A 24263-nucleotide genomic window follows, 5' to 3' on the forward strand; every position below is an offset into this window, starting at 1 on the left:
GAGGGGGCGCTGCCCCCTCGGCGCGTCCGCGCCTCACCCCCGGGATATTTACGCCAAGCCGAAAATGGGCCGATTTGCGCGGCCGGGACTTACTCGGGCTGGAAGCCGTGGATCAACTGGCGCAGGCCGATCAGGCCGCCGATCACGATGGAGGCCAGCGTGACCGGTGCGGAGAAGGAGAGCACGGCCATCGCGCTCACCCCTTGGCCGATCGAACAGCCGACCGCGATCGTGCCGCCGATCCCCATCAGGGCCGCGCCGCTGACCTGACGGCCCAGTTCGCGCGGGTCTTCGCAGGCTTCCCATTTGAAGAGGCCACGAATGGCCGAGCCGAGGAAGGCTCCGCCCAGCACACCTGCGACGAGACCCACGGAGAAGGTGAGCCCGCCCGCCGTGGAGGTCATGAAATAGAGGATCGTGCGCCCGAGCGGGGCGGTGAAGGACGGCGCCTCGACGCCGGTCGCGCCCATGCTCTGGTTGAAGAGATAGGAGGTGCCGACGTAACACCAGACCACTGCGAGACCCGCGGCCACGCCCCAGGCGAGGCGGCGTTTGTCGGCGCGCAGCGGCTGATAGCTCAGCGCCCAGGCAAGGAAGCCGGCGGCGACGGGCAGGGCGAAGACCAAGGGCGGAAGCCCGGTCCGCGCCGAGAGCCAATGCGCGATGCCTTGCGGGGTGTCGGCGGCCTGCTGGTCAAAGATCAGAAGGCGCAGATGGGCGAGGGGGCCGGACAGCGTCACGAAGGCGAAGATGCCCATCACCACGACCACGACCATCGCGCGCAGATCGCCGCCGCCGAAACGCACCAGCGCACCGAAGCCGCAATTGCCGGCGAGCGCCATGCCATAGCCGAAGACGAGCCCGCCCACGATCGAGGCGAGCGGCGACCATTTGATCGTGTGATAGAAGCTGCGGGTGATGTCGGCATAGCCCAGGGCCTCGGCCACGAAGGCGCCGGTGATCGCCACGCCCAGCACGATCCCCCAGAGGCGCAGGCGCCTCTGGTCGTCGCCATAGGCCGCGCTTTCCAGCGCGCCGAGGGTGCAGAAATCGCCCAGGCGCGCAGCGAGGCCGAGAATGATGCCGCCGATCGCCCCGACCATGGCTGCCAAGGCACCCATCGGAATCTGTTCCATTGCCCTTCTCCCTCCCGGATCACCCAGTGTCCGGTCTCATGGCTCACCGGCGTCAGTCGGTGGCGCAGAACATGTCGTAAATCGTCTCGACGAGGCGACGCGCACGCGGATCCGAGAGCGTGTAGTAGATCGCCTTGCCTTCGCGGCGTGCGCTGACGAGCCCCTCGAGACGCAGCCGCGCCAATTGCTGGCTCACCGCGGCCTGGCGCGATTCCAGCAGGTTTTCCAGCTCGGTCACCGATTTCTCGCCCGAACTCAGATGGCACAGAATCATCAGCCGCCCCTCATGGGCGAGCGCCTTCATGAGGTTGGAGGCGTCTTGCGCGCGATCGAGTAGCTCTTCTGCATCCATGCGGGAACACCTCGACTCGGCCGTGGCAGAGGCAAGCTTTTCGGCATGACCGTCAGGCACCAGATGCCGCACCGCATCGTCCTTCCTTGGAGCCGCGAACACCGCGGCCGTATTGATCGAATGACTCAGGCTTTAGCATGTCGATTCGCCGGAACAAAGCCCGAGTGCACAAAAACCCGCACGAGCCGGGACAAAAGCGCGCAGGTCAAACCTCAGTTTGACGGGGTCTGATACGTCGCGCCATTCTTTTTCAGGGCCTGATCGAGGAGGCCCCAGAAGAAATCTTCGCTCGCATAGCCTTCGATGCGGGCAACCTCGACCCCGTCCTGCAGCAGGATGAAGGTCGGTGTGAAAAGCGGTTTGCCCCCGGTGATCGTGATGTCCTCGGGGAAGGGTTTGTGCAGATCGACTCGCTGCAGAGGGGCCGTCTTGCCCTCGGGAGTCTTCGGATAGATCGGCGCGAGGTCGTTGTTCCACATCCGGCAATAGACGCAGCCGACCTGCTCGACCATCAACAGGCGGAACTCGCTTTCGGCCTGCGCTTCGGTGGTCTCGGTGGCGGCCGTGGCCGAGCCTGCCGTATCGGTCGATTGCGATGCGGTATCGGCGCGCGCGACAAGACCCGTCGCACCCAGCACGACCGCCAGCGCCGCGGCCATGGAAATCGTATGCCACACAATGCGGAACATTGACGGACCCCTTTTTACATATAAAGATCGTAATGTGTTTGACGGGCCCCTTCAAGGACGGTTGGGAGACCGAGGCCATATAGGCTAGGGCGCGTCACGAGGGAGGAAACAGTGCCGATCGATATTACCTATGGTGGGGCGTTTTTTGCTGGCCTGCTGTCTTTTCTGACGCCATGCATTCTGCCGATGGTGCCGTTCTACCTGTCCTACATGGCCGGGCTGTCGATGTCGGAGTTGCGTGGCGACGGCAAGATCGCCCCGGGCGCGCAGGCGCGCATGGTGGCCTCTTCGGTGGCCTTCGCACTGGGCGTGACCACGATCTTCGTGCTCATGGGGATGGGGGCGACTGCGCTGGGGGCTGCCTTCCGCGAATGGATGGGGCCGCTGAGCTGGGTGGCCGCGGCGATCCTGCTGGTCTTCGGTCTGCATTTCCTCGGCGTGATCCGCATTCCGTTCCTCTATCGCGAGGCGCGGATGGAGGCGAAGACCGATCCCACGACTTTCCTCGGCGCCTATGTGATGGGGCTCGCCTTCGGCTTCGGCTGGACGCCCTGTGTCGGCCCCGCGCTTGCGGCGATCCTGATGGTGGCGTCGGGCATGGGCGATATCTCCAAGGGCGGGTTGCTGCTCTTTGCCTATGGGATCGGGATGACCTTGCCTTTCATCATCGCGGCCTTCTTCACGCGGCCCTTCCTCGCCTTCATGGCGAAGCACCGCGCGAAGCTCGGCTATGTCGAAAAGGCGATGGGGGTTATGCTGATCCTGTTCGCGGTTCTCATCGTGACCGGGGGGCTGCGCTACATTGGTGAGTTTCTGATCGACGTCATGCCGAGTGGGAGTCTTGGCTGACCGTCTGTTTCTAGGGAGAACGATCATGCGTCATTTTCTGACTGCCGCTTTCACCGCCGCGATGCTGGCCCTGCCGGTCCATGCGGCCGAGCTGGGCGATGACGGGCTGCACAAGGAGCCGTGGTTCCACGACACGTTCAAGGACATGTCGGACGATCTTGCGACTGCCAATGACGAGGGCAAGCGCTTCATGGTCATCTGGGAGCAGCGCGGCTGCATCTACTGCAAGAAGATTCACGAAGAGGTCTTCTCCGACGCCGATATCGCGAAATACATCACCGACAATTACTACGTCGTGCAGATGAACCTCTTCGGCGATGTCGAAGTGACCGATTTCGACGGCGAGGCTTTGCCCGAAAAAGAGATGGCGATGAAGTGGGGCGTGATGTTCACGCCGACCATGATGTTCTTCCCCGAAGAGGCCTCCGATCAGCCCGCCAACAAGCAGGCTGTGGCGCAGATGCCGGGGGCTTTCGGCAAGGGCACGACGATGGCGTTGCTCGAGTGGGTAAAGACTCACGGCTATGAGAGCGGGCAGAACTTTCAGAAGTACGTTGCCGAGAAAGTTATGGCGAAGTGAGCGCTCTCTTGGCGATTCTGACAGAGTCGTGATCGCTTGCTTGCCAGTGCAGCATTCGTGCTGCACCCGCGAATGTTTCTGATTTTGCTAAAAAAATCTTGGGTATACGGCTGTATGCTTCGATATATCCGAGTGAACATATTGGAAAATATGCGGTTTTTTGAATTTATCCATTGCACCACTGTAGCGCGCTCGCTTAAAAGTGAGTCAGGGAGAGAATTTGGGAGGACTTCTATGAAACGCCACGTTGCGTGGGCCGCAATGGCCGTCACCTTCGCAGCCAGCGCCGCGATCGCAGAAACCGCGCCGATGGATGTCAAATTCACCGATGTGGGCGCGGTGGCCGAGTCGCTGACCGGCCAGCCGGGCGATGCAGCTAAAGGCGCAGAAGTCGCGGCGACCAAGTCGCTGGGCAACTGCGTGGCCTGCCATAAGGTCTCGGCGCTCGACGCGTCGTTCCAAGGCAATGTCGGCCCGGAGCTGAACGGCGCCGCCGACCGCTGGGACGAGTCGCAGCTGCGCGGCATCGTCGTCGATGCCAAGCACACGTTCGAAGGCACGGTAATGCCGGCAATGTATAAAACCGGTCCCTTCATTCGCCCCGGCGACGGGTACACCGGCAAGGCTGCGCCTGCCGATCTGCCGCCGATTTTGAATGCACAACAGGTTGAGGATGTGGTCGCTTTCTTGATGACCCTCAAGGAAGAGTGACCCTCTGAACGACAAACCCGAGAGGAGAAGATACAACATGACCATGACCAGACGTGACGCGCTGGCGCTGGCGATGGGCGGCGTTGCTGCTTCCATGCTGCCGCTGCCCGCGCTGGCCGATGCCGGTGCCGACGCCATCGCCAAGTTCACCGGCGGCGCCGATGCCGCAATGGGTGACGGCGTCACCCTGACCGCGCCGGAAATCGCCGAGAACGGGAACACCGTTCCGATCTCCGTGGATGCGCCCGGCGCAACCGAGATCGCGGTCTTCGCGACCGGCAACCCGACGCCCGACGTCGTGACCTTCAAGTTCGGTCCGTTGGCAGGCTCGCAGATGGCTTCGACCCGCATTCGCCTCTCGAAGACCCAGGACGTGATCGCTGTCGCCAAGATGGCTGACGGCAGCTTCGTCCAGGCGAAATCGACCGTGAAGGTCACCATCGGCGGCTGCGGCGGCTAAATTCGGTATCTGAGGAGACAAGACCATGAAAGGCGTGAGACCCCGCGTAAAAGTGCCGAAAAAAGCTTCGGCCGGTGACACGATCACCATCAAAACCCTGATCTCGCACCCGATGGAATCGGGTCAGCGCAAGGATAAAGACGGCAACGTCATCCCGCGCGAGATCATCAATCGCTTCACCTGCGACTTCAACGGTGAGAACGTCGTCGACGTGACCCTCGAGCCGGCGATCTCGACGAACCCCTACATCGAATTCGAGGCGAAAGTCCCGGAATCGGGTGAGTTCAAGTTCACCTGGTACGATGATGACGGCTCGACCTACGAAGACAGCCAGAAGATCGAAGTGAGCTGATCGGCCGAATGGCTAGCGGCGCGTGAGGGAGCGCGCCGCCTCACCAAGAACAGAGAACCGCGCCTGTTTGGGGAGATCGATGGGCGCGGGGCACACCCAGGGAGGACACAGAATATGACGTTGCGCACCAGCCGCACCATCCTAGCCGCCACTGCAGCCTTCGCGCTCAGCACCGCGGCGCTGCACGCCGAAATGGCTGACGACGAACTCGTCATCAACGGCGACACCCCGATCACGGTGAAGGCGCCCGCCGCCGATCACCTCGAAGGGCACCTCGACGAGGTCTATTCCGGCTGGCTCTTCCGCACGGACGAGACCCGCGCGATGGAACAGGACGACTTCGATAACCCGATCATGATCTTTGCCGAGCAAGGCCAGGAAACCTGGTCGACCGCTGACGGCTCCGAGGGCAAGTCCTGCGCGGATTGCCACGGCGACATCAGCGAAGGCATGAAAGGCGTCCGCGCCTCGATGCCGAAGGTGAACGAAGCCGGCAAGCTGTGGTCGATGGAAGATTACATCAACGATTGCCGCACCAACCGCATGGGCGCCGAAGCCTGGGGCTGGGACAGCACTCCGATGCACAACATGACCACCGCGATCGCGGTCGAGTCGCGTGGTATGCCCGTCAGCGTCAAGATCGACGGCGAGGCCCAGCCTTTCTGGGAGAAGGGCAAGGAGATGTACTACACCCGCTACGGCCAGCTCGAACTGTCCTGCGCGTCGTGCCACGAAGAGAACTACGGCAACTACATCCGCGCTGACCACCTCAGCCAGGGCCAGATTCAGGGCTTCCCGGTCTACCGTCTGAAGAACGCGGGCGTGGTTTCGATCCACAACCGCTTCAAAGGCTGTATCCGCGACACGCGCGCGGAAACCTACAGCCCCGGTTCGGACGAGTTCCGCAATCTTGAGCTCTACGTCGCCTCGCGCGGCCTGGGTCTCGACATCGAGGGCGGCGGCGTCCGTCCCTGACCTTTGACTTGATGCGCGGGGCAGGGGCCTCCCTGTCCCGCGCGTTTCGTTTCAACATATTCAATTTTTAATATCTGTCTGAATTCGTTTGTCAATTTACCCGAATGAAACGACCGCCGGGCGCACGGGCCCGGTGAGAAGAAGGAGACACATCGCATGATTTCCCGGCGGGAATTTCTTCAGGCGAGCTTGGCCGCCTCGACTATCCTCGGTGCTTCGGGCCTGTCGCGCTGGTCGCGCGCCATGGCGCAGCAGTCGCTGACTCAGGACCAGCTCCTGCAGTTCGAGCCGCTGGGCAACGTCACGCTGATCCACATCACCGACATCCACGCGCAAGCGATGCCGATCTATTTCCGCGAGCCGGAAATCAACCTCGGCGTGGGTGAGGCCAAGGGCCGTCCGCCGCATGTCACCGGCGCGGACTTCCTCAAGATGTTCAACATCGAGCCGAACACGCCCGACGCCTACGCGCTGACCTACGAGAACTTCACCGATCTCGCGAAGTCCTACGGCAAAATGGGCGGCATGGACCGCGTGGCGACGATCGTGAAAGCGATCAAGGCCGAGCGTCCCGAAGCGCTGCTGCTCGATGGCGGCGACACCTGGCATGGCTCGATGGTCGCGCTGAAGACCAAGGGCCAGAACATGGTCGACGTCATGAACACGCTCGGCGTCGAAGCGATGACCTCGCACTGGGAATGGACCTATGGTCAGGACCGCGTGAACGAGATCGTCGACGGCCTTCCCTTCCCCTTCCTCGGCGCGAACATCTTCGACGCCGAATGGGACGAGCCCGCCTACGAGCCCTACAAGATCTTCGAGCGCAACGGCACGCAGATCGCGGTCATCGGTCAGGCCTTCCCCTACATGCCGATCGCGAACCCCGGCTGGATGTTCCCCGACTACTCCTTCGGCATCCGCGAAGAGCGCATGCAGGCGATGGTCGACGAGGTTCGTGCGAAGGGCGTCGATCTCGTCGTCTGCCTGTCGCATAACGGCTTCGACGTGGACCACAAGATGGCGAGCCGCGTGAAGGGCATCGACGTAATCCTCACCGGTCACACCCATGACGCCATTCCGGAGCCGGTCCTCGTGGGCGAGACGATCCTGATCGCCTCGGGTTCGAACGGCAAATTCGTCTCCCGCGTCGATCTCGACGTGCGCGACGGCAAGATGATGGGCTTCCGCCATAAGCTGATCCCGATCTTCTCGGATGTGATCGAGCCCGACAAAGAGATGACCGACGTCATCATGGGCCATCGCGAGCCCTACAAGGCCGAGCTCGAGGAAGTTGTGGGCGAGACCAACTCGCTGCTCTACCGCCGCGGCAACTTCAACGGCACCTGGGACGACCTGATCTGCGAGGCGATGCTGTCCGAGCAGGACGCCGAGATCGCGATGAGCCCGGGCGTACGCTGGGGGCCGTCGCTGATCCCCGGTCAGAAGATCACCATGGAAGACGTGCTCAACGCCACTTCGATGACCTATGGCGAGAACTATCGCACCGAAATGTCGGGCGAGTTGATCAAGACCATTCTCGAAGACGTGGCCGACAACATCTTCAACTCCGACCCCTACTACCAGCAGGGCGGGGACATGGTTCGTGTGGGTGGCATGGGCTACCACATCGACGTTTCGAAGCCGATCGGCGAGCGGATTTCCAACATGACGCTCCTGAAGGACGGCTCCGATATCGACCCGGCACGCAACTACGTCGTGACGGGCTGGGCCTCGGTCAACGAAGGCACCGAAGGGCCGCAGATCTGGGACGTGATCGCCGATCACCTGCGCAAGATCAAAACCGTTGACTTGAAACCGAATGACTCGGTGGTCGTGACCGGCGTTTAAGCCGGTCCCGCCCGTCGATGATTGCGCCCCGCAGGGGGTTAGAGACTGGAGGAAAACACATGGACGACAAGGAACGCCAGGGCAACCCGGCCACCAATGCCGCCCTCAGCCGCCGCGGGTTCCTCCGCGCAGGGGCTGCGGTCGGTGCGATGGCCGCAGGTGCTGGTGCCGCGCGCGCGCAAACGCAACCCGATCCGTTGATCACCGAAGTTCAGCCTTGGGCTTCGGGCTGGGGCGACGGGGTCGATGCAACCCCCTATGGCCTGCCGATCGAATTCGAAGATGACGTCATCCGCCGCAATGTCGGCTGGCTGACGGCGGATACGATTTCGTCGATCAACTTCACGCCGATCCACGCCCTCGACGGCACGATCACCCCCACCGGCTGCGCCTTCGAGCGTCACCACTCGGGCGCGATCGAGCTGAAGAAGGAAGACTATCGTCTGATGATCAACGGCCTCGTCGATAAGCCGCTGGTCTTCACCTACGAGGATCTGGAGCGTTTCCCGCGTGAGAACCGTACCTACTTCCTCGAATGTGCGGCGAACTCGGGCATGGAATGGGCTGGTGCACAGCTCAACGGTGCGCAGTTCACCCAGGGCATGATCCACAACATGCAATATTCGGGCATCCCGCTGCGGACGCTGCTCGAAGAAGCGGGGATCACCAATCTCGGCGACCAGATCAAGGACAAGTGGGTCTATGCCGAAGGCGCCGACGCGTCCTCGAACGGCCGCTCGATCCCGCTGGAGAAAGCGCTCGACGACTGTCTCGTGGCCATCAAGGCCAACGGCGAGGCACTGCGCAAGGAGCACGGCTATCCGGTGCGCCTCGTGGTTCCGGGCTGGGAAGGCAACATGTGGGTGAAGTGGCTGCGTCGCCTCGAAGTCACCGACGAGGCCGTGCAGTCGCGCGAAGAAACCTCGAAATACACCGACACGCTCGCCGATGGCACGTCGCGCAAGTGGACCTGGGTCATGGACGCCAAATCGGTCGTCACCTCGCCCAGCCCGCAGATGCCGATCAAGCACGGCAAGGGCCCGCTGGTCATCACCGGCATGGCCTGGTCGGGTCGCGGTCACATCACCAAGGTCGACGTGTCGATCGATGGCGGTGCGAACTGGCAGGAAGCCCGTCTGGCCGAGCCGGGCACCGACAAGGCGGTCTCGCGCTTCTACCTCGAGATCGACTGGGACGGTTCGGAGATGCTCCTTCAGTCCCGCGCTACCGATTCCACCGGCTACGTTCAGCCGACCAAGGACGCGCTCCGCGCGATCCGTGGCGAGAATTCGGTCTATCACAACAACGGTATCCAGACCTGGTGGGTCAAGGAAAACGGGGAGTCCGAGAATGTCGAAGTGTCGTCGTAATCTGCTGCTGGCCACGCTTCTGGCCGCTCCGCTCGTCGCGACGCCCGCTCTGGCCGAGAAATACGGTCTGGGGCGCGAAGCGCTGCCCGAGGAAATCAACGCCTGGACCGTCGAGGTCTTCCCCGATGGCAAGAACCTTCCCGAAGGGTCGGGTTCGGTTGCCGATGGCGAGAAAATCTTCGGCGACAATTGCGCGGCGTGTCACGGCGATTTCGCCGAGGGCGTCGACAACTGGCCGAAACTGGCCGGGGGCGATGGAACGCTGGCCGACAAGGACCCGGTGAAAACCGTCGGTTCCTACTGGCCGTACCTGTCCACTGTCTGGGACTATGCGCACCGCTCGATGCCGTTCGGCAACGCGCAGACGCTGACGGTCGACGAGACCTACGCCATCGTCGCCTACATCCTCTACTCGAACTATCTCGTGGACGACGATTTCGTCCTCACGAAGGATAACTTCCTAGACGTGGAGATGCCGAACGCGGATGGGTTCATCGTGGATAACCGCGATGAGGTCGAAGTGCCGAAGTTCTCGGAAGCCGCTTGCATGAGCGACTGTAAGACCGACGTGCAGATCACCAAGAAGGCGACCATTCTCGACGTGACCCCCGATGAGGGCAACGGCGAGGACACGGCGGCTGCCGATACTGCGGCGGAAACCGACACGGCCCAAAGCGATACGGCCCAAACCGACACTGCCGAAGCTCCGGCGCAGGACGCTCCGGCGGCTGCGGAGGAAGCCAAGGCAGAGGCCGCACCGGCGGAAAGCCTCTCGGCTGACCCGGAGCTGGTCGCAGCTGGCGAGAAGGTCTTCAAGAAGTGTAAGGCCTGCCACCAGGTCGGCGACGGCGCGAAGAACCGTGTCGGTCCCGTGCTCAACGGGCTGATCGGGCGCCAGGCCGGGACGGTCGACGGCTTCAAATACTCGAGCGCGATGACCCAGCACGGCGAGGACGGTCTGGTCTGGACCGAGCAAACCGTCGAGGAGTATCTCGCCGACCCGAAGGGCTACATTCCGAAGAACCGGATGTCCTTCGCCGGTCTGAAAGACCCCGAAGACGTCAAGGCGGTGCTCGCCTATATCGAGAGCCAAGGTGGCTAATACCCTCCCCGGGCGGGGGCTTCGGTCCCCGCTCACTTAAACCGACAGGGGCCTTCCGCCTGATCGTGTTTCGACGCCCGCGCTCCCCGCGGGCGTCTTTTTATTTGGTTCTGCCTTTGGCTTGTCTTCCGCTGGCGGGGTTGCAGCCCACCGCTCCCCGGGGATACTTGCACCAAACCAAGGGGGCAGGAATGGATCTGGAAGCACGCGCGCGCGAATTGTTCGACATCGGGGTGAAGACGGCCGACCCGGCAGCGGGGGTGACCCGCGCGATGGGCTGGGCGACGGACAACCCGCCGGGGCCGGGCGGGCGCTGGCAGGTGATCGCGCTCGGCAAGGCGGCGCTGGCGATGACTGCGGCAGCGCTGGACGCTCTGCCCGCGGAGGCGCAGGCGCTGGTCGTCACCAATCCCGAGAATGCCGAAGCGGCCTCGCCGCGCGCGGGCGTTACGCTGATCGCGGGCGACCACCCGGTGCCGGGCGAGGGCAGCGAGCGGGCTGGGCGCGCGATTCTGGAGTGCTTGCAGGGCTGTGGGCCGGAGGATCGGGTTCTGGCGCTGATCTCCGGCGGCGGCTCCGCGCTGGCCGTCGCGCCTGCCGAGGGGCTGAGCCTGTCGGACAAGGCCGAGGTCAGCCGCCTGCTGCTCGGCTGCGGGGCGGATATCACGCAGATGAACCTGATCCGCCAGCAACTTTCCCAGCTCAAGGGCGGCGGTTGGCTGCTTGCCAGCGGGGCCCCCGTGACCGGGCTGATCCTGTCCGATGTGCCGGGCGACGATCTGCGCGTGATTGCCTCGGGGCCGACGGTCGAGCCGATCGGTACGCGGGCTGAGGCGGCGCAGCTTTGCCGTGATCTCGGGATCTGGGAGGCTTTGCCCGCCCCTGTGCAGGCGCATCTTGAGGCCTCGGGCGCGGAGCCTGCTTTGCCCGCTGCCCGCAATCGCCTGATCGGGGCGAACGGGCTGTCGGTCGCGGCGATGGTGTCGGCTGGAGCCGAGGCCGCGCCCTTCGCGCTCGACGGGGACGTGGCCGATCTTGCGCCGCAGATCGTGGCTCTGCTGCGCGATATGCCTGCTGGCGCTTTGGTCATGGGCGGTGAGACCACCGTGACGATCAAGGGCGACGGGCGCGGCGGGCGCAATCAGGAGCTCGCTCTGCGGGTGGCTTGCGCGGCAGAGGTGGCCGGGATCGAGGGTGATTGGCGCTTCCTGTCGGGCGGTACCGATGGCCGCGATGGGCCGACGGATGCGGCGGGCGGTCTGGTAGGGCCGGGGACCTGCGCGGCAGCGCGGGCGGCTGGCGTCGATTGCGATGCGGCGCTTGCGCGCAATGACAGCTATCACGTTCTGCAGGCGGCGAGTGCGCTGCTGATGACGGGGGCGACCGGCACGAATGTGGCCGATCTCGCGGTTCTGGTGAAAGGCTAGCTTAGCCGCGCTCTGCTTCGGCAGAGCGCATCATCGGGCGCAGGCGGAGATAGGCTTCGCGAATGGCGGCGACGGTGATGATCGCGAGAGCGAGGGTGTCGAAAGCAACCATGCGTGTTTTCCTCGTAACGAAGCCTGAGTGGCGCGGCCTGAACGGCGGGCGCCCTCGGAGCCTCGGTAAAGATTGAGGCGCAAAAAAGGCAGGATCACGACGATTGCGGGCCAAGCCCGCTCAGCGCTCGAGGATCAGTGTGCCCCGCGCGAATTCCACCTTCGCGAAGCGGGTGAGATAGGTCATGCCCAGAAGCGAGGTATCCATCGATCCGCGATTGACCACGGCGCGCAGGTTGCTGTCGTGGATCGGCCCCAGATCGAAGCGCTCCAGCCGCACCGGCGCGGTCGCGACGATGCCATTGGCGGTGCGCGCCTGCCCGATATAGGCGAGATCGGAAGTGTTGATGCCCGCGCGCTCGGCGGCGCGCTGGGTCAGTACGATCTGGCTCGCGCCGGTATCGACGACGAAGCGGATCGGCGTGCCGTTGACCTCTGCGGTGAGGTAGTAGTGGCCGTCGGGCGCTTGCGGTACCTCGATCCGGCCATCGCGCATCACCGCCTGATCGGGGATCGAGACTTGCCGCTGGATATCGGTCCAAAGCCCGACCGCGGCGAGGGTGCCCAGAAAGATCAGTCCCCAGATCGCGGCCTGTTGCATGGTGCGACCGGGACGGCGGCGGATTTCGAGCACGAAATACCCGCCCACGGCGACGAGCAGGAGGCTCAGATAGACCAGCCGTCCCCAGTTTTCGCTGATGATCGTCTCCACCATGATCCTCGTTACCCCTACCGATCTCTTTCAGATAGGTCCGCTCAGGTGACTTTCCCAGAGGGCGGATTGCCTCAGCCGGTCGGGACGCCGCCCATCAACCCCGCACCGTGCAGCCCGTCGAGGATGAACTGGATCGCCAGCGCGGCCAGCAGCATCCCCAGAAGCCGGGTGACGACCATCGTGCCGGTGCGCCCCAGCGCGCGCTCGATCGGAGTGGCGAGCAGGAACATCACGAGGACACAGCCCAGCACCAGAAGCATCATGGCGATGATCGCCACGACATGCAGCCAGTCGCCGCCCTCGCGCCCTGCCAGCAGGATCATCGTGGCCATCGCGCCGGGCCCGGCCAGCAGTGGCGTGGCCAGCGGGAAGACGGAGGGGTCGGTCTCAGGGTCGGCCTCGTGTTCTTCGCCCTGCGCCTCGCGGCGCTTGGTGCGGCGTTCGAAAAGCATGTCGAGCGCGGTGAGGAACAAAAGCACCCCGCCCGCGATGCGGAAGGCGGGCATGGAGATGCCGATCCCGGCGAGAATCTTGTCGCCGAAGATGCCGAACAGCGTCAGCAGCACGGCGGCGATGATGAGCGCGCGGAAGGCGATGCGCAGACGCGCGCGGTGGCTTTCGCCCAGCGTCAGCGCGATGAAGACCGGGGCCAGACCGATTGGATCGATGATGACGAAAAGCGTCACGAAAGCAGTGATGTATTCGGCACCGATCACGTGGGGGCATCCCTTCCAAGTTTCGCGGGCGAGCCTAGCGTCATCCCCGATCCCCCGCCAGTCCTTCCCCGGCGTCTTCGGGAGAGGCTTCGACGGGCGCAGAGGGCAGGGCGGCGCGGATCTTCGCGGCCAGGCTCGCGGCCCCTCCGGCAAGGCGCGGATCGTCCACCGCCTCGGCCAGATCGAGCAGGTGATCGAGTGCGGCCAGCTCTTCGCGGGTCAGCACCAGAGGCGGTAGCCCCACCGCCCGGCGCAGGATGTAGCCCACGCCGCGCTCGCCCTCGACAGGCACCCCATAGGCCGAGATTTCCGCCATGTCGCGCCAGATCGTGCGGGCGGAAACGCCCAGCCGCTCGGCCAGATCGCTGGCACGATGCATCTTGCCGTCGCGCAGGATAGCGATGATCTGTTGCAGCCGCTCGTCGCGGGTCATGGGGTTCTCCGATCGGGTCGCGAGAAGGGTAACGCGAGGGAGGGCAACTGACAATGAACTGTCAGTAATCTGCCCCTCAAAGCCCCGTTTGGGCGGAATCGCTCTAGGATTGAGGCCCGCATGATCCTAAAACTCGGGACCGACATAAGGCGCGGGCGGCGGGCCCGTGACCAGAGGAGAGACAACAATGCTCAACAATATCGGCCTTCCCGGCCTTCTTCTGATCGCCGTCGTGGTTCTGGTTCTTTTTGGCCGCGGCAAGATTTCCTCGCTCATGGGTGAAGTCGGCAAAGGCATCACCGCCTTCAAGAAAGGCGTGAGCGACGGCTCGAAAGAAATCGAGGACGGCACCGTCGACGAGGCACGTGACGTGACCCCGGCTGACGAAGTCCAGAAAGAAAAAGACAAGGCCTGAGCCTGATCGCATTCGGGGGTTGCGGGCTGGTGCCCGTTTGCCTTTGCGTCCTCAATCGGCCGGAGGCCTGAGCACTCATGTTAGACATCGGTTGGAGCGAGCTTCTGCTGATCGGCGTCGTGGCGCTGATCGTCGTGGGGCCGAAGGATCTGCCCAAGATGTTCCACCAGCTTGGCCGCATCACTGCGAAGGCCAAGGCGATGGGGCGCGAGTTTTCGCGGGCGATGGAAGATGCGGCGAAGGATACCGGGCTCGATGAAGCTGCGGGCTCCGTGCGCGACCTGAAATCGCTGGCGTCCAAGAAATCGCTCGGGCTCGACGCGCTGGAAAAAGCGACCGACGCTTTCGAGAAATGGGAGCCGGGCCGGTCCGAGAGCGGGAAGACCTCGCTCAAGCCCGATCCCGAGGCCGAGCCGCCCAAGCCCGAGGCTGCCCAACCCGAGGCGAGCCCGGCCGAGACGGCCAAACCCGAGACATCCAAGACGGCAAGCAAGCCGGCGGCCAAGCCCGCTGCGAAGAAAGCCGCGCCGAAGACCGCAGCCAAGACTGGCGCCAAGACGACTGGCACCAAGACGGGCACTTCGACCGCAGCGAAATCCAGCGCCAAGCCGGCAACCAAATCGAGCAGTAAACCCGCCGCGAAAACCGGTGCCAAACCGGCGGCCAAAAAGACGGCGGCGAAGAAACCCGCCGCGAAGAAGGGTGACGCATGAGCGACAATAACGAGATCGAGGAAAGCTCGGCCCCGCTGATCGAGCACCTTGCCGAACTGCGCACGCGCATCCTCTATTCGCTGGGGGCCTTCATCGTCGCGATGGTGGTCTGCTACACGGTCTGGAACCCGATCTTCAACTTCCTGACCCGTCCGGTCTGCTCGGCACTGGAATCGCGCGGCGAGCAATGCGGCCTCTACCTGATCAAGCTGCAGGAAGGCTTCTTCGTCGCGATCAACATCTCTTTCCTCGGCGGTTTTGCCCTGGCTTTCCCGATCATCGCCTATCAGATGTGGCGGTTCGTGGCGCCGGGCCTCTATCGCAACGAGAAGAACGCGTTCCTGCCTTTCCTGGTCGCCTCGCCGGTGATGTTCTTCCTTGGCGCGGCGTTTGCCTATTACATCATCCTGCCGCTGGCCTTTAACTTCTTCCTCGGCTTCCAGCAGGGCGAGATCGGCGCGACTTCGGGCGCGAACGAGATGGCCGCGATCGGCTTCCAAGGCTCGGTGCAGGAATATCTCAACCTGACGATCAAGTTCGTCATGGCCTTCGGGATCTGTTTCCAGCTGCCCGTGCTGCTGTCGCTGATGGGCAAGGCGGGGCTGGTGTCCTCAGAAGGTCTCGGCAACATGCGCAAATATGCCGTGGTCGCGATCCTCGTGGTGGCGGCGATCGCCACGCCCCCGGACGTGATCTCTCAGGTCATCCTGTTCACGGTGGTTTACGGTCTCTACGAGATTTCCATCCAGCTCGTGAAACGGATCGAGAAGACCCGCGAAGCCCGGATGCGCGCCGAAGGCACCTGGATCGACCCCGACGAGTGGGACGATGACGAGGACGAAGAGGATGAGAAGGACGGCAAGGCATGAGTGACGCGGCGCTGAACCGGATCGCCACGGCGCTGGAGCGGCTCTCGCCCGCTCCGCAGCCCGCGCCCGACTTCGCCTCGGCCAGCGCGTTCATCTGGCACACCTCGCCGGATCGGCTGGAGCCCGTGCCGCAGGTGAACCGCGTCGACCTCAGCCTGCTGCACGGCATCGACCGCTCACGCGACACGCTGCTGGCCAACACGCTGCAATTCGCGCGTGGGGCGGCGGCGAACAACGCGCTTCTCTGGGGTGCGCGCGGGATGGGGAAGAGCTCGCTCGTGAAAGCTGCCCATGCTGCGGCGGTGGCCGAGGGGCTGCCGCTCAAGCTGGTGGAGCTTGCGCGCGAGGATCTGCCCTCGGTCGGCCGTCTGCTCGCGCATCTGCGCGACGCGCCCGAGATGCGTTTCGTCCTGTTCTGCGACGACCTCTCGTTCAGCCATGACGACCAGCATTACAAATCGCTCAAGGCGGTGCTCGATGGCGGGATCGAGGGGCGGCCCGCGAACGTGATCCTCTATGCCACGTCGAACCGGCGCCACCTGATGCCGCGCGACATGATCGAGAACGAACGTTCGACCGCGATCAGCCCGTCCGAGGCGGTGGAGGAGAAAGTCTCGCTGTCCGATCGTTTTGGGCTGTGGCTGGGCTTCCACCCGTGTTCGCAGGACGAATACCTCACGATGATCCGCGGCTATTGCGACAGCTATGGCGTGGAGATTTCCGACGAAGACCTGCGCGCCGAGGCCATCGAATGGCAGGCGACGCGCGGGGCGCGTTCGGGCCGCGTGGCTTGGCAGTATTTTACCGATCTGGCCGGGCGGCGCGGCGTCGCGCTGTAAGCGCGTCTCTCCGCATCACTGGCGTCGCGGGCAGGGGGCTTACACCCCCAGCCGATCGCGCAGCGCATACCACCACGACCCCGCGACCGAGTAGGGCACGCGGAAGGTGCGCCCGCCGGGAAACGGGATCCACGGCAGTTTCGCGAACGTGTCGAACCGGGTCAGATCGCCGTTGATCGCCTCCGACAGGATGCGCCCGAAGGTATGCGACCCGGTCACGCCGTGGCCCGAGTAGCCATGCGCGAAATAGGTGTTCTGCCCGATCCGGCCCATCTGCGGCACCCGGCTGAAGGACAGCGCGAAATTGCCCGACCATGCGTAGTCGATCTTGGTGCCCTTGAGCTGCGGGAAGACCTTCTCGAGGTTCTTCCAGAGCTTCGCCTTGATGTCCTTCGGATCCGCCCCGCCATAGACCGTGCCGCCGCCGAAGAGCAGGCGGTTGTCGGCGGACATGCGGTAATAGTCGAGGATATAGCGCACGTCTTCAATGCAGGCGTCGGACGGCATCAACTCGCGCGCCTTCGCCTCGCCCAGCGGTTCGGTCGCCATCACCTGCGTCGAGACGGGCATCACGCGGCGCTCCAGCGTCGGGACCACATGGCCGAGATAGGCGTTACCACAGAGCACCAGCGTCTTCGCGGTGATCTGGCCTTTTGCGGTCTTGATCACCGGGCGCGCGGCCTCGGTATCGACCGAGGTCACGGGCGACATCTCGTAGATCGTGCCGCCGAGCTTCTCGACTGCCGCCGCCTCGCCAAGCGCGAGGTTGAGTGGATGCAGATGGCCGCCCTTATGGTCGATCATCCCGCCCGCATAGAGGTCAGAATTCGCATGCTCGCGCATCTGCTCGCGGCTCAGCATCTCCTGGCTTTCGATGCCGTAGCTGCGCCAGAGCTTCCAGCGCGCTTCCAGTTCCTGCATGTGCTTGGCCGTCAGCCCCGCGAAGACATTGCCGGGCTTCAGGTCGCACTGGATGTCATAGGTCGCGACGCGCTCGCGGATGATGTCGCCGCCTTCCATCACGAGGCCGGCTACGAAATTCGCGGTGTCCTGCCCGTAGCGGCTCTCGATTACGTCGAGGCTGGCGTTCAGCCCGTTCACGACCTGACCGCCATTGCGGCCCGAGGCGCCCCAGCCGATGCGTGCGCCCTCGACGACGGTGACGCTATAGCCCTTTTCTGCCAGATGCAGCGCGGTGGACAGCCCCGAGAAGCCTGCGCCCACGACGCAGATATCCGCCTCCTGTTCACCCACCAGTTCTGCGCGCAAGGGCGCCGGATTGGCCGAAGCCGCGTAGTAGCTGCCGGTGTGGCTGCCGTCGCCCGCATAGGGATGGGTCTGATGGGTCATGTCGCGCACTCGTCTGAAAGGGGCGTTTGGCTTTCGGTGCCACGCGCGCGCGCCGAGCGCAAGCGGGGCTCAGCCCGCCCGCGTCAGCATCCCGAACAAATCGCGCGGATCGTCGGGGTCTGCCATAAGATCGAGCATCTGCGCGTGGTCGCCACCCTTCACGCGGTCATGGATGTAGCGCAGCGCGCTGAAATCCTCGATCGCGAAGCCCACGCTATCGAACAGCGTGATTTGTTTTGCGTCGCGACGGCCTTTCGCCTCGCCGCGCATGACCTTCCACAGCTCGGTCACCGGATGGTCTTCGTCGAGCGCCTGAATCTCGCCCTCGATGCGGGTCTGCGGCGGGTATTCGACGAAGATCTCCGAGCGGGTGAGGATGTCACGATGCAGTTCGGTCTTGCCGGGGCAGTCGCCGCCGATCGCGTTGATGTGGATGCCGGAGCCGACCATGTTGTCGGTCAGGATCGTCGCATATTGCTTGTCAGCAGTGCAGGTGGTGATGACCTGCGCGCCTTCGACGGCTTCCTCGGCCGAGCGGCATTTGGTGACGTTGAACCCTTGAGCGGTCAGGTTCTTCGCGGCCTTCTCGGTCGCAGTCGGGTCGATGTCATAGAGCCGCAGCGTATCGATACCGCAGATCGCGCGGAAGGCCAGCGCCTGAAACTCGCATTGCGCGCCGTTGCCGATCATGCCCATGACGCTCGCACCTTTCGGAGCGAGGTATTTGCCCACCAGCGCCGAGGTGGCCGCAGTGCGCAGTGCGGTCAGCATCGTCATCTCGGTCATCAGCAGCGGATAGCCCGTGGCGACGGAAGACAGCACGCCGAACGCGGTGACAGTCTGGTGCCCGGTGCGGCCGTTCTTGGGGTGGCCGTTGACGTATTTGAAGCCGTAATTCTCCGCGTCCGCGGTCGGCATCAGCTCGATCACGCCCTCCGCCGAATGGCTCGCCACGCGCGGGGTCTTGTCGAAATCCGGCCAGCGGCGGAAATCCTCTTCAATATAGGCGGCGAGGTCGCGCATCACCTGTTCGGGGCCGATCTCGTTCACCAGCTTCATCATGTTGGCGACGGAAACGAAGGGCACGAAGGCCAGCTTGGAGGGGGCGAGAGGGGACATATCCATCAAAAGCTCCGTGTCATGCGGTCGAGAACGCGGCGGCCGAAGAGGCTGGCTGCGAGGTCGCATAGCAGTTTCGCCGTGCGACCGCGTTCGTCGAGGAAAGGGTTGAGCTCGACAATGTCGAGCGAGGTCACGAGGTCGCTGTCGCCGACCTCTTCCATGATCAGATGCGCTTCGCGGAAGGTGGCGCCACCCGGCACGGTGGTGCCCACGGCGGGCGCGATCCCGGGGTCGAGGAAATCGACGTCGAAGCTGACATGCAGCAGGCCGTTGGCTTCGCGCACGCGATCGAGGAAGGCGCGCAGCGGGGCCAGCACCCCGGTCTCGTCGATGGCGCGCATGTCATGGACTTCCAAGCCGATCTTCTTGATGCGCTCGCGCTCCGCCGGATCGACCGAGCGGATGCCCATCATGCAAAAATTCTTCGGATCGATGCTGGCTTCCAGCGGCGGGAAGGCCTCGAAATCGGGCTGCCCGGTGACATAGGCCACGGGCGTGCCATGCAGGTTGCCGCTGGTGGTGGTCTCCAGCGTGTGCAGGTCCGGGTGCGCATCGAGCCAGAGCACGAAGAGGGGACGATCTTGCGTCTTCGCATGCCGCGCGAGGCCGCTCAGCGTGCCTGCGGCCAGCGCGTGATCGCCGCCGATGAAGATCGGGCGGTCATGGGTCTGCGCGGCGTCAAAGGCGGCCTGCGAGAGCGCCTCGATCCAGGCACGGGTTTCGGCCAGATCGTGGATCGCGGGGTTCTTATGCGGCACCGGCTCTTGCGGGGGAATCGACAGGTCGCCCAGATCATCCACCTCCCAGCCCAGCTCGGTCAGGATGTCGCCCAGCCCCGCGATGCGCAGACTGGCCGGTCCCATGATGCAGCCGGGTTGCGAAGCGCCAGTTTGAATAGGCGCGCCCAGAATCGAAACTGTGCGTGTCATCGAAATCTCCCTTGTTGATCTTAGTCTGACGAAATGGCGCAGAGGTTTCGCTTGTCAATTTGCGCAAAACGGAACTAAATTTGATCAATTCGACTAGACGATTGATCAAAACGGAGGGTAAATGCAGCTCGACGATACGGACCGCGCGATCATGGCCGCGCTGCGCGCGGATGCGCGGCTCTCGATGACCGATCTGGCGCTGCAGGTGGGCGTGTCGCGCACGACCGCGCGGGCCCGGCTGGAGGCGCTGGTCGCCTCGGGTCAGATCCGGCGCTTCACCATCGAGACAGAGACGGATGTCGAGGGGCAGGTGCGCGCGATCACGCTCGTGGAGTTGCAGGGCAAGATGTCGCGCGCGGTGATCCGGGCGCTGCACCGCATCCCTGAGGTGACGACGGTCTTCGCGACCAATGGCAACTGGGATCTGGTGGCGGAAATCCGGGCCGAGACCCTGGGCGAATTCGACCGGGCCTTGCGCGATGTTCGGGAAATTCCGGGGGTGCTCAACAGCGAGAGCTGTCTGCTGCTTGCGCCTGTCGCGGGGTGAGCGGGCAGGGCGTGCGGGCGGGCCGGAACATCTCCGGCCCGCCGCAAAAGATCAGTTGAGGTAGGGCATCGGATCGACGGAATCGATCCCCTTGCGGACCTCGAAATGCAGATAGCCCTGATCGCCGGAGGCGACTTTCGCGATGGTCTGGCCGCGCTTGACGCTTGCGCCTTTCTTCACCGTGATGCCGGTCACGTTGTAATAGACCGTCACCAGATTGTCGGGATGCTTGATCGCGAGGAAGGCGACATCGTCGGTGTCCTGGCTGATCAGCAGCACGGTGCCGCTCTCGGCGGCTTTCACCGCCGTCCCGGCCGAAGCCGAGATATCCACGCCGTCGTTCGAGCCCTTCTTGTAGGGTCGGATGATCGAACCCGGCACCGGCATCGCCATCTTCGACGTGTCCGACGCCTTGGTGCGATCGGTGCTCATGTCCGGGGTCTTCGTCTTGACCGGCTCGGATGCTTTCGGCGGCGTCTTCTGGGGCAGGGGCTCTGCCGCGGACGGCGGCACCGGGGTCGGCGAGCCGGTGCCCGGCGCGGTCGTGGCCGTCGCGGTCTCGACTTTCGCGGGCTGACGGCTCGACGCGACCGGGATGATCAGGACCTGACCTTCGCGCACCCGCAGATCGTTCGGCAACCCGTTCCACTCGGCCAGCGCCTTCACCGGCACCGAGTAGTAGCGCGCGATGGAATAGGCGGTCTCGCCGCGTGCGACCTTGTGGCGGATCGGCTCGGCGCTGTTGGTGGAGACCGGGGCCGAGGCCGGGGTCGGTTTGGCGGGCTGGTTCGCCTGCGATCTATCGATCGCGTTCGAGGCGAGCGAGGTGATGTCGATCGTCTCCGAGGTCAGCGCGCTGGAGTTGCCCGGCGTCGCGGAGCCGCCCGTGGTCGCGACCTTGTTGGGCAGGGCCAGCACTTCGCCCGCGTTCAGCACCGCATCGGGCGAGACCGCGTTGTAGCGGGCCAGCGCGCCGGGATCGGTGCCGATACGCTGCGCGACCGAATTGACCGTATCGCCGCGGCGCGCCACCACGACCTGATAATTCGGGTAGGTGATGATGCCCTGATCATTCGGGCGCGGGCGATCCTGCACCGCCTGCCGGGCGGCGGCGCTCGTGTCGAGCCCGCCATTGCCATAACCGCGCATGTCCAGATCGAACCCGTTCGGGTTACAGGCGGCCAACGCCGTCAGCGCGACGCCACCTGCCAGGATCAGCCGCAGCCGGGAAATCTTCGTTGCCATCCGCTCGTCCTCACTGTCTCTCAGACCTCTTCGGGGTCCGTTCTTACCTGCCACTTAGTCGTTTGCCACGCCCTCTACGAGGGGAACAAAGCGCACCGGACGTAATTCTTCGTAATCGAAACCCGTCTCGAGCCGGCGCACCCGGATCAGGCTTTGCACCGTGTCCGACTGGCCCACGGGTAGAACCATGATACCCCCGATCTTCAGCTGGGCCAAGAGCGGCCCGGGAGGGTCTTCCGCGGCGGCAGTCACGATGATTCGATCAAAGGGCGCCTGATCGGGCAGCCCGTGCGAGCCATCCCCGGAAATCGCGACGATATTGGTGAGCCGCAGCGCGTTGAAGACGCCTTCGGCTTCGCGTACCAGCCTGCGATGCCGGTCCACCGTATAGACGCGGCGGGCGAGCTGGCTCAGGATCGCCGCCTGATAGCCCGAGCCGGTGCCGATCTCGAGCACGGTGTCGCGCGAACCCACATCCGCGGCCTGCGTCATCAGCCCCACGACCGAGGGCTGCGAGATAGTCTGCCCGCAGGCGATCGGCAGCGGCATGTCCTCATAGGCGCGGTCGGCGAAGATGCCGCGCACGAACTGGCCGCGGTCGATCCCCTCCATCGCGTGCAGCGTGCGCGCGTCGGTCACGCCCTTGGAGCGCAGTGCGAAGAGGAACCGCATCTTGCGCTCGGCCAGATCCTCTTCCGCATCCTCGCTCATCCCAGACGGGCCTCCAGATCGGCGATCACGTCATGCGCCGTCAGATCGGCGCGCATCGGCGTGACCGATATATAGCCGTCGAGATTGACGGCGGCATCGGTGCCCGGCTGCGTCGGGGTGTGCTGCGGGCCGCCCTTGATCCACAGAAAGCGCCGCCCCGAGGGCGCGTGATGCGCCTCGGTCGAGAAGAAGCAATCCTTGCGGAAGCCTTGGGCTGCGACCTTGTGGCCTTTTACGTCCTTGGCCAGCACCGGCGGGAAGTTGACGTTGTAGAAGACCCGGTAATCGCCGTCGTCCCAGATGCCATCATCGATCAGCTTGCGCACCAGCGCCGCGCCATGGACCCGGGCTGCCTCGAACATGTCGGGGGCGTTGAAGACCTCGGGGCCGATGAATTGCGACAGGGCGATCGCGGGCACGCCTTGCAGTGCCGCCTCCATCGCGCCGCCCAACGTGCCGGAATAGAGCGCGTTATCTGCGGAGTTGTTGCCCCGGTTCACACCCGAGAGCACCAGATCGGGCCGCTGACCTTCCAGCACGTCATACAGCCCAGCCATCACGCAATCGGCGGGGCTGCCTTCGGCTGCGAAACGGCGTTCGGCCAGTTTCGAGATCATCATCGGCCGGGTGTACGAGATGCAATGCCCGACGCCCGATTGCTCGAAAGCCGGCGCGACCGTCCAGACCTCGCCATCGGGGCCTGCAAGTTCTTCGGCGATCTCGCCCAGAACGGCCAGTCCCGGTGCGTCGATCCCGTCGTCATTGGTGATGAGAATACGCATGTTGCCCCCAGTTCGCCGTCGCGTCACCCGATGCTTACCGTGCGGCGGATGAAGGGTAAAGCGGGGGCGGGCGACAGCGCGGATGTGTCGCCAAAGCGCCGCAGCCGAAGGGCATTTCGGCGGCGCTTTGGTCGTTCTCAGAGCGTGTCGAGGATGCGCCGCGCCTCGGCGTGGCGGTCGGCCAGCGCGTCGCGATCTTCGCCGGGGAAGAACCGTCCGCGCAGCGCGGTCGCCATCGGCGCAGGCTCCGCAATCATCACGCGCGGCCCGATCTTCACGGTCTCGGCCTGCCACGAGCGCATCATCGCCATCTGCGCGGCTTTCGTAGCCCCATAGATGCCGAAGAATTTCTGCCCTGCACGCGGATCGTCGAAGGCCAGCGCGGTGCCTTCGCGCGCGAGCAGCAGCGGCTCCATCAGCCCGATCAGCTGCGCGGTCGCGGTCACGTTCACCTTGACCGAATTGGCCAGTTCCTTCGCGTCGATATGACCCGTCGGCGACAGCGGCGCGGCATGGATCGCCGTGTGCACCCAAAGATCGAGCCCACCCCAGCGCGCGCCGATCGACTGCGCGAGATGCGCCATCTGATCGGGTTCGGTCACGTCGAGCGGACCGAGCGAGGCGGTACCGCCCTTCGCCTGAATGCGGTCGTCGAGCTCTTCCAGCGCGCCGGTGGTCCGTGCGACGGCCATGACATGCCAGCCATCTGCGGCCAAAGCTTCGGCGATCGCCCCGCCAAGGCCACGCGAAGCGCCTGTGACAAGCGCCAGTTTCTTGCCCTGCGAAGGGTCTTGGGTCTGATCCGTGCTCATGGCGCGTTTCTTGCCACCACGCCCGCCGTCGCGCAAGCGTGCAGATGCACGTCCCGCGCCTTTCCCGCTGTTTTGCAGCTTGGCGCGCAGGCCGGGTTGGTCA

The 24263-nt window shown here is 64.4% G+C and carries 28 protein-coding genes; 15 read left to right on the forward strand and 13 right to left on the reverse strand.

The annotated features are described in order from the left end of the window. Positions 1-89: 89 nt before the first annotated feature. From ACZ7GB_RS09125 to ACZ7GB_RS09135, 3 genes are all read right to left on the reverse strand, one after another. Entirely contained in the window at positions 90-1136 is a 1047-nt protein-coding gene (locus ACZ7GB_RS09125) for a YeeE/YedE family protein (protein ID WP_078520156.1), read from the reverse strand. Between the two features lie 52 nt (positions 1137-1188). Further along, the gene (locus ACZ7GB_RS09130; protein WP_078520155.1) at positions 1189-1488 is read right to left on the reverse strand and encodes an ArsR/SmtB family transcription factor; all 300 of its coding nucleotides are present in this window, start codon (positions 1486-1488) and stop codon (positions 1189-1191) included. A 212-nt stretch (positions 1489-1700) separates the two neighbouring features. After that, positions 1701-2177 (reverse strand): thioredoxin family protein, encoded by a 477-nt coding sequence (locus ACZ7GB_RS09135; RefSeq protein WP_472158378.1) that lies wholly within the window; start codon positions 2175-2177, stop codon positions 1701-1703. A gap of 111 nt (positions 2178-2288) precedes the next feature. Here ACZ7GB_RS09135 and ACZ7GB_RS09140 point away from each other — a divergent pair, with 111 nt between their 5' ends. From ACZ7GB_RS09140 to ACZ7GB_RS09185, 10 genes are all read left to right on the forward strand, one after another. Then, positions 2289-3026, forward strand: a complete 738-nt coding sequence (locus tag ACZ7GB_RS09140; RefSeq protein ID WP_232621622.1) for a cytochrome c biogenesis CcdA family protein — start codon at positions 2289-2291, stop codon at positions 3024-3026. A gap of 25 nt (positions 3027-3051) precedes the next feature. After that, positions 3052-3606 carry a thioredoxin family protein gene (locus ACZ7GB_RS09145; RefSeq protein WP_472158379.1) on the forward strand — a complete coding sequence of 185 codons (555 nt, stop codon included), beginning with the start codon at positions 3052-3054 and terminating at the stop codon, positions 3604-3606. Positions 3607-3840: 234 nt separating this feature from the next. Next, positions 3841-4317 carry a sulfur oxidation c-type cytochrome SoxX gene (gene soxX / locus ACZ7GB_RS09150; protein WP_078520153.1) on the forward strand — a complete coding sequence of 159 codons (477 nt, stop codon included), beginning with the start codon at positions 3841-3843 and terminating at the stop codon, positions 4315-4317. Between the two features lie 37 nt (positions 4318-4354). After that, positions 4355-4777: a thiosulfate oxidation carrier protein SoxY gene (gene soxY / locus ACZ7GB_RS09155; protein WP_078520152.1), complete on the forward strand. Its 423-nt coding sequence runs from the start codon at positions 4355-4357 to the stop codon at positions 4775-4777. A gap of 25 nt (positions 4778-4802) precedes the next feature. Then, entirely contained in the window at positions 4803-5129 is a 327-nt protein-coding gene (gene soxZ, locus ACZ7GB_RS09160) for a thiosulfate oxidation carrier complex protein SoxZ (RefSeq protein WP_078520151.1), read from the forward strand. Positions 5130-5243: 114 nt separating this feature from the next. Next, positions 5244-6104, forward strand: coding sequence for a sulfur oxidation c-type cytochrome SoxA (gene soxA, locus ACZ7GB_RS09165; RefSeq protein WP_472158381.1), 861 nt, complete (start codon positions 5244-5246; stop codon positions 6102-6104). A 156-nt stretch (positions 6105-6260) separates the two neighbouring features. Next, positions 6261-7952 (forward strand): thiosulfohydrolase SoxB, encoded by a 1692-nt coding sequence (gene soxB / locus ACZ7GB_RS09170; RefSeq protein WP_472158382.1) that lies wholly within the window; start codon positions 6261-6263, stop codon positions 7950-7952. Positions 7953-8011: 59 nt separating this feature from the next. Next, positions 8012-9322, forward strand: a complete 1311-nt coding sequence (gene soxC / locus ACZ7GB_RS09175) for a sulfite dehydrogenase (RefSeq protein ID WP_078520148.1) — start codon at positions 8012-8014, stop codon at positions 9320-9322. Further along, positions 9303-10424, forward strand: a complete 1122-nt coding sequence (locus ACZ7GB_RS09180; RefSeq protein WP_078547804.1) for a c-type cytochrome — start codon at positions 9303-9305, stop codon at positions 10422-10424. Before soxC ends, ACZ7GB_RS09180 begins: the two co-directional genes overlap by 20 nt. A 191-nt stretch (positions 10425-10615) precedes the next feature. Then, complete coding sequence (locus tag ACZ7GB_RS09185; RefSeq protein ID WP_472158383.1) at positions 10616-11851, forward strand: glycerate kinase type-2 family protein; 1236 nt, start codon at positions 10616-10618, stop codon at positions 11849-11851. Between the two features lie 232 nt (positions 11852-12083). Here the strand turns inward: ACZ7GB_RS09185 and ACZ7GB_RS09190 are convergent, their stop codons facing one another. The 3 genes from ACZ7GB_RS09190 to ACZ7GB_RS09200 form a co-directional block, all read right to left on the reverse strand. Continuing rightward, complete coding sequence (locus ACZ7GB_RS09190; protein ID WP_078520145.1) at positions 12084-12677, reverse strand: retropepsin-like aspartic protease family protein; 594 nt, start codon at positions 12675-12677, stop codon at positions 12084-12086. Positions 12678-12748: 71 nt separating this feature from the next. After that, positions 12749-13393 (reverse strand): MarC family protein, encoded by a 645-nt coding sequence (locus tag ACZ7GB_RS09195; protein ID WP_078520144.1) that lies wholly within the window; start codon positions 13391-13393, stop codon positions 12749-12751. A 40-nt stretch (positions 13394-13433) separates the two neighbouring features. Further along, positions 13434-13826 (reverse strand): helix-turn-helix transcriptional regulator, encoded by a 393-nt coding sequence (locus ACZ7GB_RS09200; protein ID WP_078547795.1) that lies wholly within the window; start codon positions 13824-13826, stop codon positions 13434-13436. A gap of 187 nt (positions 13827-14013) precedes the next feature. Here ACZ7GB_RS09200 and ACZ7GB_RS09205 point away from each other — a divergent pair, with 187 nt between their 5' ends. From ACZ7GB_RS09205 to ACZ7GB_RS09220, 4 genes are all read left to right on the forward strand, one after another. Further along, positions 14014-14241 carry a twin-arginine translocase TatA/TatE family subunit gene (locus ACZ7GB_RS09205; protein ID WP_078520142.1) on the forward strand — a complete coding sequence of 76 codons (228 nt, stop codon included), beginning with the start codon at positions 14014-14016 and terminating at the stop codon, positions 14239-14241. 77 nt (positions 14242-14318) lie between these two features. Then, positions 14319-14954, forward strand: coding sequence for a Sec-independent protein translocase protein TatB (gene tatB, locus ACZ7GB_RS09210; protein WP_078601716.1), 636 nt, complete (start codon positions 14319-14321; stop codon positions 14952-14954). Beyond that, positions 14951-15823, forward strand: coding sequence for a twin-arginine translocase subunit TatC (gene tatC / locus ACZ7GB_RS09215; protein WP_078542830.1), 873 nt, complete (start codon positions 14951-14953; stop codon positions 15821-15823). The genes tatB and tatC overlap by 4 nt, the downstream gene beginning before the upstream one ends. Beyond that, on the forward strand, positions 15820-16662 hold the full coding sequence (locus ACZ7GB_RS09220) for an ATP-binding protein (RefSeq protein WP_472158385.1): 843 nt from the start codon (positions 15820-15822) through the stop codon (positions 16660-16662). The genes tatC and ACZ7GB_RS09220 overlap by 4 nt, the downstream gene beginning before the upstream one ends. Before the next feature lie 39 nt (positions 16663-16701). Here the strand turns inward: ACZ7GB_RS09220 and ACZ7GB_RS09225 are convergent, their stop codons facing one another. From ACZ7GB_RS09225 to rocF, 3 genes are all read right to left on the reverse strand, one after another. Next, a complete protein-coding gene (locus tag ACZ7GB_RS09225; protein ID WP_472158387.1) occupies positions 16702-18012 on the reverse strand; it encodes an NAD(P)/FAD-dependent oxidoreductase in 1311 nt (436 codons plus the stop codon). A 69-nt stretch (positions 18013-18081) separates the two neighbouring features. Next, the gene (locus ACZ7GB_RS09230; RefSeq protein WP_472158473.1) at positions 18082-19131 is read right to left on the reverse strand and encodes an ornithine cyclodeaminase; all 1050 of its coding nucleotides are present in this window, start codon (positions 19129-19131) and stop codon (positions 18082-18084) included. Between the two features lie 5 nt (positions 19132-19136). After that, the gene (gene rocF / locus ACZ7GB_RS09235) at positions 19137-20063 is read right to left on the reverse strand and encodes an arginase (RefSeq protein WP_472158388.1); all 927 of its coding nucleotides are present in this window, start codon (positions 20061-20063) and stop codon (positions 19137-19139) included. Between the two features lie 121 nt (positions 20064-20184). Here rocF and ACZ7GB_RS09240 point away from each other — a divergent pair, with 121 nt between their 5' ends. Beyond that, positions 20185-20610, forward strand: a complete 426-nt coding sequence (locus ACZ7GB_RS09240) for an Lrp/AsnC family transcriptional regulator (RefSeq protein ID WP_472158390.1) — start codon at positions 20185-20187, stop codon at positions 20608-20610. 51 nt (positions 20611-20661) lie between these two features. Here ACZ7GB_RS09240 and ACZ7GB_RS09245 read toward each other — a convergent pair whose 3' ends face one another. The 4 genes from ACZ7GB_RS09245 to ACZ7GB_RS09260 form a co-directional block, all read right to left on the reverse strand. Continuing rightward, a complete protein-coding gene (locus ACZ7GB_RS09245; protein WP_078547785.1) occupies positions 20662-21855 on the reverse strand; it encodes a LysM peptidoglycan-binding domain-containing protein in 1194 nt (397 codons plus the stop codon). 54 nt (positions 21856-21909) lie between these two features. Beyond that, a complete protein-coding gene (locus ACZ7GB_RS09250) occupies positions 21910-22566 on the reverse strand; it encodes a protein-L-isoaspartate(D-aspartate) O-methyltransferase (RefSeq protein ID WP_078520134.1) in 657 nt (218 codons plus the stop codon). Further along, positions 22563-23348 carry a 5'/3'-nucleotidase SurE gene (gene surE, locus ACZ7GB_RS09255; protein WP_078601720.1) on the reverse strand — a complete coding sequence of 262 codons (786 nt, stop codon included), beginning with the start codon at positions 23346-23348 and terminating at the stop codon, positions 22563-22565. Before surE ends, ACZ7GB_RS09250 begins: the two co-directional genes overlap by 4 nt. A 137-nt stretch (positions 23349-23485) precedes the next feature. Next, entirely contained in the window at positions 23486-24160 is a 675-nt protein-coding gene (locus ACZ7GB_RS09260; protein WP_078601721.1) for an SDR family NAD(P)-dependent oxidoreductase, read from the reverse strand. Between the last annotated feature and the right edge of the window lie 103 nt (positions 24161-24263).

Source organism: Thioclava sp. PTB-PU3-1, from assembly GCF_055666785.1.

Excerpts from the sequence above, each read along its gene's own strand:
- ACZ7GB_RS09125 (WP_078520156.1), bottom strand. The coding sequence starts at position 1,136 with ATGGAACAGATTCCGATGGGTGCCTTGGCAGCCATGGTCGGGGCGATC.
- ACZ7GB_RS09130 (WP_078520155.1), bottom strand. The coding sequence starts at position 1,488 with ATGGATGCAGAAGAGCTACTCGATCGCGCGCAAGACGCCTCCAACCTC.
- ACZ7GB_RS09135 (WP_472158378.1), bottom strand. The coding sequence starts at position 2,177 with ATGTTCCGCATTGTGTGGCATACGATTTCCATGGCCGCGGCGCTGGCG.
- ACZ7GB_RS09145 (WP_472158379.1), top strand. The coding sequence starts at position 3,052 with ATGCGTCATTTTCTGACTGCCGCTTTCACCGCCGCGATGCTGGCCCTG.
- soxX (WP_078520153.1), top strand. The coding sequence starts at position 3,841 with ATGAAACGCCACGTTGCGTGGGCCGCAATGGCCGTCACCTTCGCAGCC.
- soxY (WP_078520152.1), top strand. The coding sequence starts at position 4,355 with ATGACCATGACCAGACGTGACGCGCTGGCGCTGGCGATGGGCGGCGTT.
- soxZ (WP_078520151.1), top strand. The coding sequence starts at position 4,803 with ATGAAAGGCGTGAGACCCCGCGTAAAAGTGCCGAAAAAAGCTTCGGCC.
- soxA (WP_472158381.1), top strand. The coding sequence starts at position 5,244 with ATGACGTTGCGCACCAGCCGCACCATCCTAGCCGCCACTGCAGCCTTC.
- soxB (WP_472158382.1), top strand. The coding sequence starts at position 6,261 with ATGATTTCCCGGCGGGAATTTCTTCAGGCGAGCTTGGCCGCCTCGACT.
- soxC (WP_078520148.1), top strand. The coding sequence starts at position 8,012 with ATGGACGACAAGGAACGCCAGGGCAACCCGGCCACCAATGCCGCCCTC.
- ACZ7GB_RS09180 (WP_078547804.1), top strand. The coding sequence starts at position 9,303 with ATGTCGAAGTGTCGTCGTAATCTGCTGCTGGCCACGCTTCTGGCCGCT.
- ACZ7GB_RS09185 (WP_472158383.1), top strand. The coding sequence starts at position 10,616 with ATGGATCTGGAAGCACGCGCGCGCGAATTGTTCGACATCGGGGTGAAG.
- ACZ7GB_RS09190 (WP_078520145.1), bottom strand. The coding sequence starts at position 12,677 with ATGGTGGAGACGATCATCAGCGAAAACTGGGGACGGCTGGTCTATCTG.
- ACZ7GB_RS09200 (WP_078547795.1), bottom strand. The coding sequence starts at position 13,826 with ATGACCCGCGACGAGCGGCTGCAACAGATCATCGCTATCCTGCGCGAC.
- ACZ7GB_RS09205 (WP_078520142.1), top strand. The coding sequence starts at position 14,014 with ATGCTCAACAATATCGGCCTTCCCGGCCTTCTTCTGATCGCCGTCGTG.
- tatB (WP_078601716.1), top strand. The coding sequence starts at position 14,319 with ATGTTAGACATCGGTTGGAGCGAGCTTCTGCTGATCGGCGTCGTGGCG.
- tatC (WP_078542830.1), top strand. The coding sequence starts at position 14,951 with ATGAGCGACAATAACGAGATCGAGGAAAGCTCGGCCCCGCTGATCGAG.
- ACZ7GB_RS09220 (WP_472158385.1), top strand. The coding sequence starts at position 15,820 with ATGAGTGACGCGGCGCTGAACCGGATCGCCACGGCGCTGGAGCGGCTC.
- ACZ7GB_RS09225 (WP_472158387.1), bottom strand. The coding sequence starts at position 18,012 with ATGACCCATCAGACCCATCCCTATGCGGGCGACGGCAGCCACACCGGC.
- ACZ7GB_RS09230 (WP_472158473.1), bottom strand. The coding sequence starts at position 19,131 with ATGTCCCCTCTCGCCCCCTCCAAGCTGGCCTTCGTGCCCTTCGTTTCC.
- rocF (WP_472158388.1), bottom strand. The coding sequence starts at position 20,063 with ATGACACGCACAGTTTCGATTCTGGGCGCGCCTATTCAAACTGGCGCT.
- ACZ7GB_RS09240 (WP_472158390.1), top strand. The coding sequence starts at position 20,185 with ATGCAGCTCGACGATACGGACCGCGCGATCATGGCCGCGCTGCGCGCG.
- ACZ7GB_RS09245 (WP_078547785.1), bottom strand. The coding sequence starts at position 21,855 with ATGGCAACGAAGATTTCCCGGCTGCGGCTGATCCTGGCAGGTGGCGTC.
- ACZ7GB_RS09250 (WP_078520134.1), bottom strand. The coding sequence starts at position 22,566 with ATGAGCGAGGATGCGGAAGAGGATCTGGCCGAGCGCAAGATGCGGTTC.
- surE (WP_078601720.1), bottom strand. The coding sequence starts at position 23,348 with ATGCGTATTCTCATCACCAATGACGACGGGATCGACGCACCGGGACTG.
- ACZ7GB_RS09260 (WP_078601721.1), bottom strand. The coding sequence starts at position 24,160 with ATGAGCACGGATCAGACCCAAGACCCTTCGCAGGGCAAGAAACTGGCG.